At 61.2% G+C, this 9011-nt stretch carries 6 protein-coding genes; 2 read left to right on the top strand and 4 right to left on the bottom strand.

All coding sequences use genetic code 11. The annotated features are described in order from the left end of the window. The coding region (locus BM160_RS03390) for an aminotransferase-like domain-containing protein (protein ID WP_092000393.1) at window positions 1–1145 on the bottom strand (1145 nt) is incomplete at its 3' end. Window positions 1146–1322: 177 nt separating this feature from the next. Here BM160_RS03390 and BM160_RS03385 point away from each other — a divergent pair. Next, window positions 1323–1556, top strand: a complete 234-nt coding sequence (locus tag BM160_RS03385) for a hypothetical protein (RefSeq protein WP_092000390.1) — start codon at window positions 1323–1325, stop codon at window positions 1554–1556. 275 nt (window positions 1557–1831) lie between these two features. Here BM160_RS03385 and BM160_RS03380 read toward each other — a convergent pair whose 3' ends face one another. The 3 genes from BM160_RS03380 to BM160_RS03370 form a co-directional block, all read right to left on the bottom strand. After that, window positions 1832–5155: an autotransporter outer membrane beta-barrel domain-containing protein gene (locus tag BM160_RS03380; RefSeq protein WP_092000387.1), complete on the bottom strand. Its 3324-nt coding sequence runs from the start codon at window positions 5153–5155 to the stop codon at window positions 1832–1834. Between the two features lie 320 nt (window positions 5156–5475). Beyond that, window positions 5476–7107: a hypothetical protein gene (locus tag BM160_RS03375; protein ID WP_092000384.1), complete on the bottom strand. Its 1632-nt coding sequence runs from the start codon at window positions 7105–7107 to the stop codon at window positions 5476–5478. Between the two features lie 28 nt (window positions 7108–7135). Continuing rightward, window positions 7136–7930 carry a CHAP domain-containing protein gene (locus tag BM160_RS03370; protein WP_092000381.1) on the bottom strand — a complete coding sequence of 265 codons (795 nt, stop codon included), beginning with the start codon at window positions 7928–7930 and terminating at the stop codon, window positions 7136–7138. A gap of 189 nt (window positions 7931–8119) precedes the next feature. On the opposite strand from BM160_RS03370, the gene yghU reads away from it, so the two are divergent. Further along, entirely contained in the window at window positions 8120–9001 is an 882-nt protein-coding gene (gene yghU, locus BM160_RS03365) for a glutathione-dependent disulfide-bond oxidoreductase (RefSeq protein WP_092000377.1), read from the top strand. The last annotated feature ends 10 nt before the right edge of the window (window positions 9002–9011 follow it).

Genomic DNA, 9011 nt, shown 5'->3' with positions numbered 1-9011 from the left:
AGGCCGTCTCCAGCGCCGCTGTACCGCCCCGCCAGAATATCCCTAGCCATCCGGTGGCGCAGACGCGCCTCCTTGCGTACGCCTTCCATCAACCCGTCAGCCGAACCGTCCAAGATCCACTGCGTGGCCAGTGCGGCCGTCAGAGGAGCGACCATCAGCGCAAATGATCTGAGCGCGACCAGGAAACGTTCGCGTTCGTGCGGGTCACGTATGAGCACGAAGGCGACACGCAAGCCGGGCGTCAGGCATTTCGACAGGGTTGAGATGTAGTACACCTGTTCCGGGGCAAACGTGGCAATAGGTGGTGGCGGGGCATCGGCAAGGAGCCAGTAGGGATCGTCCTCGACGATGCGTACATTGCAGCGCTTCGCGATGCTGGCGAGCTCCTTGCGCCGGCGCTCCGGCATGGTGATGGCGGTCGGGTTCTGTAATGTCGGATTGAGGTAGACCAGCCCAGGCTTGTGCTGGCGGCACGCTTGCTCAAGCACCTCAGGCACCATCCCGTGCTTGTCCGCTTCCACCGCAATGATGCGCCGCCCGAACTGGGTCGCTGCGGCACGCAAGCCGGGATAATTTGTTGGCTCTGCCAGGATCACATCGCCAGGCTCCGTCAGCGCAAGGATCAATGCGGCGATCGCCGCTTGCGCACCCGGACAGACCACCACCTGCCCGGAATCCAGCGATCCAAACATCGGCGCTAGCCATTGGGCTCCAGCCTGACGGTCAGAGTCGCTTCCCCCACCCAAGTGGTAGGTCATCAGCAATTCAGTATCTGCCCTCATCAACACCTGAGACAAACCTTGTTTCAACATGTCGTCGAAGTCCACGCCATCCGGCGGTGGTGGGGTATTCATGCTCAGATCGAGGATAGCGGTCAATTCGACTTTCGGCGCCGCGACATAAGTGCCTCGAGCGCCGCGTCCCTCCAACAAGTGGCGGCGTCTGGTTTCGTCGTATGCGCGCGTGATCGTCGTCAGGTCGACGCCCAACTGTGCTGCCAACTGGCGCTGCGGAGGTAAACGGTCACCCGGTTTCAGCGATCCGTCTGCCACCGCCGCCTGCAACGCATCCGCAATCTGCAAAAAACGTGGTCCGCCCTGCACGGCCAATCGCGGCAACCAGATTGGCAAATTGTCATCTTGCATGGTTTTCAACGGCGACGTTTTGTCTCAATGTATGGAAATTGCTTTTAAGTAGTATGTCCCAGAACGTGCAGCAACCCCATCCTTGTATGGCAGTCGCTGACGTTTTCTCCTCTCTCATCTGGGAGTTAGTGCTCCTCACGATAGACAGTGTCAAGTCATAGGCTGGAAATTCTCATAATGATCGATTGGATCCCTATAGTCTTCGTTACGTTCAAGGCTCTCACGCTCGGCACGTGCATGTTCTTCGCCATCAAGTGGCATTACGACCAAGGGAAGAAGGCGACGGACAAGCGCGCGCTGCTACGCGCGGGCGGCAAGGTGGCTGCCGTCTTCATGCTATCGCTCCTGGGCCTGGGGTTCTCCACCTTCGCCCTTGCCAGGATGCTCGGTTTGGACTTGAGCTTCCCATGATGGCAAAGAATGGTCGGCCGATATTCAGTAATGCGACGAACCTTGCATTCGTCGGACGACCATAACTTGTAACTTCATCGAAGATGGCAATCTGCCTCGCGTCGCTGTTGCAGGCTACCTTTGGCTCCAGGCATTCGGGAAACCACTTGCTTCAGATGACGAGGCTGAAGCCATGGATTTCGACAGAAACCTTGACGTGGGTAGATGTCCGCTTTTGGCCGTCAGGCGAAGTGCACCAGTGACCGCTTTTTTAAGGAGTAAGTGGCAGCAATCGGTCAGAAGCGCCACGTGGCCGATACGGTGCCAGCGACGTCGGAATCGCCGCCACGGTAGAAGTTGCTCGACATGGCGATGTCGACGGACATGCTCACCCCCACGCGGTACGACAGGCCGGCCTGCAGGCCAAGACTGTCGCGGCTCACGATGTCGCTCTGGGTGCTGAACCTGGCTGAAGGGTGCTCCGCGAACGACGCGGTCTGAGTGACGGCGTTGTCGGTTAGCTCTCGGTTCCAGGTGGATTGCAGATGAGTCGTCAGCGTGTTGCCGTCCGCCGTCGGTAGTTCGAAGCGCACTTCGCCGCCCAGGCGCGTGCGCAGCGACTGGAAGTTGCTGCTATCGACTTGCAGGCGTGCGCCGTCAGCGCCGGTTTCGGTCAAGCCCGGGCGTTGCAGCGCGGCGTAGTCCAGGGCCGCGATGGGTCCTATGCTTGACGCGTTGGCGAGCTGCCAGCGCCAGCCGCCGCCTATCGATGCCGCTGCCGAGAGGCCGGTCCAGGTGCCGCGCGGCGTGGCTGAATAGCCGTTCACGGCAATCGTGCGATCGACACGGCCGTCTTCCAGGCCGACGCGGGCCAGCGCGAACGCATGCGGGCCGGCATGTTGATCAGGCACGTAACGCGCATGCACGCCAGCATCAAGTGCAGTGGTCTTGCCCGAACCGAAGGTCTGGCCCCCGAAGTGCGTGGATTGGCCACTCAGCGCGCCGTGGGCGCCTACCATCCAGGCGCTTTCGGCGTTGGCGATTTTTTCTGCACCGAACACCAGGCCATAGGTGTTGCCGCTGGAGCTGACCTGATCGCCGTTGCGGTTGCGCCAATAGCCGCTGCCGAACGGCATGGCGAAGGTGCGCCAACTCTCACGCGAGGCCATCGCGTCGCCGCCAGGCGCGGTGCCACCTATTGCCGCAGCCACCGCATCGGTGATCTGGCGTTCGCGCAGCAGGCCGCCCGTGAACATGGCGCCATACGCTGACGGTGAAAGCTGGTTCAGGGCCGAGGTCACCGTGCTGCCGTCCGCCGCCGAGAAGTCGAGGGCGGCGATGAGCGGCTGCAGGCCGGTGCTGGCACCGTTGGCGATCTGGTCTAGCGTCGTGCCGACACGCTGGCCGTTGTTGTCGGCACCATGGCGCGCATACGCGTTGGCGGCGCGGGTGACCGCGACCTGGTAGGTGCTGCCGCCCAGAGCGGTGGCAGTCGCGCTCAGTGTTGGCGATGCCAGCACGGCCGAGACGCCTGTGAAAGCGCCGGTGATGCTGCCCGCGCTCAACCACTTGTCTGAGGTGAGGCTGTAGCCGTTGGCATACCAGCCGCGCTGCGGGGCAAGCGAAAGCGTGCCTGCGAGCGTGGCGTTGCCAGTGACGGCAAGGGGGTTGATTTCACCCGTGCTATTCAGCGCGACTTGCAGGCGACCGGTGGGCGTCTGTACATAGTTGCCATCCACCGCTATGCCGCCCAAGGGTTGTGAGGCCAGGGTGCCGCTGTTGGTAAAAAGGCCGGCAGGATTGAGTTGGTAGCGGCTGCTGCCGCTCAGTGTTGCGCCCGCTTCGACGTTCACGTCGTACACGGCGTGGCTGCCGTTGATCTGCGTGGTGCCGCCTCGCAGTTGCAAGGACAGGTTGTTGATGCCGACGATGTTGCCGTCATATCGGAGCGCGAAGCTCGAATCGGGCTGATTCGTCGAGCGCCCGTTGGCGTCTGGTTTCAAGCCGAAGGTCAGCTTGGTGAGGCGCTGCGCGCCCAAGGGGTTGACCTGCGAGTACGCCGAAAGGATGTCGCCAGACAGCGAGGCGCCGCGCATCACGTTGATCTGGCTGACGTAGCCGCTATCGGACATATAGATAGATGCGTACTTGCCGGCAAGCCGCCCGGTCAGGTCGAACGTGCCCACCAGCGGCCCGTTGATTTCGTCGAGCATGCGTGCGGGCGTGCCATTGTGGAAGTGGATATAAGAACCGCGGTAGTTCGAATCGTTCCCCATCGAGTTATTGCCGAAGTCGAAACTCGCCGCAATGCCGTAGTTTCCCAGCGCCTGCACATCGCCGCGTTGCACGAAAGTGTGATCCTTGCCGTAGGCGAACATCACGCCGCGCGCATAGTCACCATCGGCGTAAACGCGCGTGCCGGGCAGGATGGTGACAGTGTTGCCTTCGCCATCGACCCGAATGCCGCCGCCGCCGGCGCCCAGGGACAAGAGATTGGCCCGCTGCGTGACGCTGTTGAAACTGCCGTAGACATGCAGGCCCAGGCCTACCGTGGCCGTGTTGTAGGTGTTGGCGATATAGGCGGTGCCGTCGGCGTTGCGCCCGAAATAAGGCTTGTCATTGATGACGCTCAAGCCGCTGCCGTAGATGGATGAGCCGAAGAAATTGCGGCGGTCGATCTGGTAGCCGAGATCCTGCAGGATCGCCAGCTCTGCCTCCATGAAGCCGGTGTAGTTCCGATAGGTCTGGTGGCTCATCAAGCTGTTCTTGAGCTCGGTGTGCGACATGTAGTTGGGATCCACTCGCCCGAAATCGTCGAGCATGCGCACGGGAACGCCGGGCATGGAGCCGGCAAGCACTTGGCTGACATGGTCGCCGGCGAAGTAGGCTTTATCACGCCGTACGTCAAAGATGTTGTCGTCGAAGGTCGGATTTGCGCAGCCAGTGCAATGGATGAGCTGCTCAGTCCCTGCTGCCTTGCCGTTGTCGTCGCGCAGATGCGCCGCCCACGCACTGATCTGCGTGTTGAAAAACGGGGAATAGACGCCTGGCGTCGTGCTGAAATCGAGCACCGAGCTTGTGATGCCGAGTGCATGAGCGACCTCATGGAACATGACCGTGGTCAGGTCAGCGTTGTAAGTCAGCGGCAACTGCGATGGAATATAGGGCGTCTTCGAGAAGGGGATCAAGCCGATGCTTATCTCGCCATGCGCGCCGTACGTCAGGGCGCCCGGTGGCAAATCCTGAAGCGCGGCTTGCACCTGTGTCGGCGAGTTTTGACTGTTGGAGACCAGCGGACTGTAGGCGTGGGCGTTGACCACGGATTCGGTTCCGATATTGATGATGGCGGGCGCCTGCCCCGGCGTGGCATTGATGATTTGCGCCCAATATCGCAATCCCGCCAGCGTCTGCTCTTTTTGCAAGGGCGACAGATTCCATGTAGAGCCGACCGGGCCGAAATTGTTATCGGTATAAGGGCCATCCCCCACACCAAAGACGCGCGCCCGGATAAACGGTATGCCTTTGGAATCGTGGATCTCATAGGTCTCGACGGCACCCGCGGATGTGCTTGCGAGTGAAAGCAGCGCAAGCGCTACGGCGGACAGGCTAAACGTACTCATTCGAAACTCCGGACTCTGCTTGGTGATTTATTTTCGAACACGCTAGGCACTGTTCGCGTGATGCATTCCGGTCAGCACTATATCGTCTGAGCCCGAATACCTCATTCCGTTTTCAAATCATTCGTGGCTAGGCGTGAAGCCGCAGACAGTGCTGTAGCAGGGCAAGGCGAAGCAACAACGACACGGATGGTTTAGAACTGGAATCAGTTATTTGCAATGCAATTCGACGCCACATTTAATGGCTATGGGATGGCGACAAGATGGATTTGGTGTCGCTGAAATTTTTGATCTCGATCGATGCGGGAGACCAGGAGCGCTGGCTATGGTGCGTTCCATGCCGAGATCACGAACCGCAACTTTCCCTCGATACCTGGGAAGGCAAGCTTGGTATTGCCCTTGGCATCGACGGTGTAGCTGTTAAACGGAATATTCACTTCCACGCGGCTGTCGGTCAGCGGCTGCACATCGAGCACGGTTTGGGCGGACACCATGCCGGTGCCTTGCCAGGAGTACTTCACCTTCCAGGGGGTGGTGGCGTTGGGGGGCGGCTCCATCTCAAGGATGAGGGCATTGCGAAACAGGTAGCTGCCTTCATAGTGCTCGTTGATCCACAGTCGATTTTCTATCTCGTAGTCTGGCGCGCGCACGCCAAACGTCATCCCGTAGGCCAGCGATCGCCGCCTGGGGTTCACCCGCGCACTGTTGGCCAGGAACACGCTGGAGAGGTAGTGCCTGGGCTTGGCCTTCCACTCCGTGTGCGTCACGCAGGCGACCGAGTCTTCCTCGGCCGTGCGACGGGTCAGGTACCACAGCTTGCCGCGTGGAGATGCGCACAGCTCGATCTGGTACAGGGCATTCACGCTGCGCCCGGCATCCACTTCGGCCTGCACGGCGGTGGGCAGACGAATGTCGGCAATGTCCAGCCACAGGTCCACGCGCACATCGCCGAACAGGAAACGCGCCAGGTTCTGGAAGGCCTCTTCGCTGTTGACGATGCCAAAGACGCCGGAATGGGCGCGGTAGGCAAAGGCCTTGGCGCAGGGCGCGCCCACCGAGCCATCGGCGTTCAGGCCGTGCAGGGTGGCGTTTTCTATGCGCACCAGGCCGTCACTGCCACTGCCCACGAAGGTGCGCGACAGGCCCGCCGCTGCCTCGTAGTCCAGCCGGTTGGTGCCCACCATGCAAAACACCTTGCGCGATGACAAACGGTCTTCGGGCAGCAGGTCCACACGCCCGTGCGCTGCATAGGCCGTGGCCAGATCCAGGTACTGGGGCATGCGCTTGTCGCGGTTGAAGTTGTTGATGTCCATCGCGCTCAGCCACGCCGGTGCGTTGATGCCCGCCACATCGATACCGTTGTGCGGTGTGGCATAGGTGAACAGCTTGTCGACATGCACGCTGGTGCCGTGTGGGTCTAACGCCGGGTTCTGCAAAAATGCCCGGCACACCAGCCCGCCCATGGAGTGGGCCACCAGATAGCAGCGAAAGTCCTTGGCGGCCATGCTGTTGGCCGGGTTCTTGCACACCAGATCGCGCACCCGCAGCACCAGCTCGCTCAGGCCCGTGGCAAAGGCCTCCATGCTGGGCGTCTGGCTATCGCCCAGCAGGCCGGAGGCGCTGTCGTAATAGCGGTAGATGATGATGGACTGCCCCGTGAGCGCATTGCCCGTGGGTTTGCCATCGGCCGTGGTCTCCCACTCGGGGTCCACGATGTCGTAGCCGTCCTCGTAGACGTCGCCGTAGCCGAAATCCGAGGCCAGTCGCACCAGGGGCGACTCGAATACATACTTGCGCGGTTTGCTTTGGCGGTCTGCCACCGCGCGCTGCACCGTGGAGCCTAGATTGAAGCCGCAAAACGGATCCGCCGTGGTTTGATCGATCTCGCCCTGCGTCATGGCATAGCCGCGCACGTAGATGATGGGAAAGTAGGGGGCTTTGATGGCTGAGGCCATGGTGCTTACCTCCCAAAGTGGTTTTTTTCTACAAACCAGCGTAATCGATGAAGCCCTTGTTCCCGCTCAGCAGCTTGCGCGTGAGTCGGTAGACGCCGCCGCCTTCCCGCGTCATGGATGCGTCGGTGTTGCCCTCAATCGTGACGATGTGGCCGCCCTCCACGCGTTCAACAAAACCGGTATGGCCAAGGCCGCCGCCGAAGTCCATGATGAACACCATGCCCGGCTGCACGAGCGATGGATTGGCGACGGCGTCCGCAGCCGGTATGCGCCTGGCGCCGCGTTTGACCGCGTTGTTCCAGTGGGCCAGGCAGCCGGCGGTTTTGAACATAGGATTGGCCCGCCCTTGCGCCAGCGCTGCCTGGTCAAAGCACCAGTAAACAAAGGCACAGCACCAGGACAAGCCGCTTGAAACGCCGGCACGCTCAAGGTAGGCATCGACCTCGGGGCCTCTGTTGGAATTCTTCGGTATTTCGCGCACGCCCTTGTGTTCTTCCTGGGCGGCTACTTGCAGCACCTGGGCCAGAAACGTGTCGGTAGCAGCCTCGGCCGACGGCACTTGCGCTTGCCCAAACAGGGCCGCCCAGGTGATGGCACCCACCGCGCCATCGGCTTTGAGTGGCTGGCCTTGGGCATCCAGGTTGCGCGTTTGAAACAGCTGCACGGCCTGCTTCATGCGTAGGCCGAAGAGGGGGTTGTCCGGGTCGAGCTCGATAGCCTGGGCGCCATGCAGCGCCAAGGCGTCATTGAGCGCATTTTTCAGGGCTTTGACAACCGTAGCGTCTGTCTCACCCACCTTGATGACACGTCCGGGATACTTCATGGCTAAGCCTCCAGTGCGGTTGCTAGCGATGTTGCCATTTATTTCAACATAAGGCCATCCACAGGCTGAGCTCCAAGCCCTGCCCGGGCATGGCCAGCGCTGCGCAGATGAAGGGCAATCGATACACTGTTCTGCCCGGTGGCCGCATCGTGAGGACCACGCCTGATTTTTTTCCCGGAGCCTCTTTGCATGACTGATTCATCCAACTACACCCCGCCCGCCATCTGGCGCTGGAACAAGGAAAACGGCGGCAAGTTCGCCAACATCAATCGGCCGGTGGCAGGCGCTACCCACCAGAAGGATTTGCCGCTGGGTCGCCATCCGCTGCAGCTTTATTCCCTGGCCACGCCCAACGGCGTCAAGGTGACGGTGATGCTGGAAGAGCTGCTGGCGCTGGGCCATGCCGACGCGGAGTATGACGCCTGGCTGATTCCTATCGGCGAAGGCGCGCAGTTCAGCAGCGGCTTTGTGGCGGTCAATCCCAATTCCAAGATACCGGCCTTGCTGGATCGCAGCGGGCCAGAGCCGCTGCGGGTGTTTGAGTCGGGCGCGATCTTGCTGCATCTGGCCGAAAAGTTTGGCGCCTTTTTGCCGACCCACGCCGCCGAGCGGGCCGAGTGCCTGTCATGGCTGTTTTGGCAGATGGGCAGCGGGCCGTTTCTGGGCGGCGGCTTTGGCCACTTCTACGCCTACGCGCCGACCAAGATCGAATACGCTATTGACCGCTATGCGATGGAGGTCAAGCGCCAGCTCGATGTGCTGAACCAGCGCCTGGCCGAAAACGAGTACCTGGTCGGTGACGCCTACACGGTCGCCGACATGGCGGTGTGGCCCTGGTATGGCGCGCTGGTCAAGGGTCAACTCTACGAAGCGGGCGAGTTTTTGCAGGTGAGCGACTACACGCATGTGGTGCGTTGGGCCGAGCAGATTGCCAAACGCCCGGCCGTGCAGCGTGGCCGCATGGTCAACCGCACCTGGGGCGATGCCGCCAGCCAGTTGCACGAGCGCCATGATGCCAGCGACTTCGACAGCAAAACCCAGGACAAGCTGGCAACACTCGCATCGTCGTAATGAGTTTTCC

The organism is Polaromonas sp. OV174 (assembly GCF_900112285.1).
Lineage (GTDB): Bacteria > Pseudomonadota > Gammaproteobacteria > Burkholderiales > Burkholderiaceae_C > Polaromonas.
The sequence above is the reverse complement of the archived record's forward strand: the minus strand, read 5'-3'. Positions and strand labels throughout refer to the sequence as shown.

Coding starts and splice junctions, on each gene's coding strand:
- yghU (WP_092000377.1), top strand. CDS start 8,120: ATGACTGATTCATCCAACTACACCCCGCCCGCCATCTGGCGCTGGAAC.
- BM160_RS03385 (WP_092000390.1), top strand. CDS start 1,323: ATGATCGATTGGATCCCTATAGTCTTCGTTACGTTCAAGGCTCTCACG.
- BM160_RS03375 (WP_092000384.1), bottom strand. CDS start 7,107: ATGGCCTCAGCCATCAAAGCCCCCTACTTTCCCATCATCTACGTGCGC.
- BM160_RS03380 (WP_092000387.1), bottom strand. CDS start 5,155: ATGAGTACGTTTAGCCTGTCCGCCGTAGCGCTTGCGCTGCTTTCACTC.
- BM160_RS03370 (WP_092000381.1), bottom strand. CDS start 7,930: ATGAAGTATCCCGGACGTGTCATCAAGGTGGGTGAGACAGACGCTACG.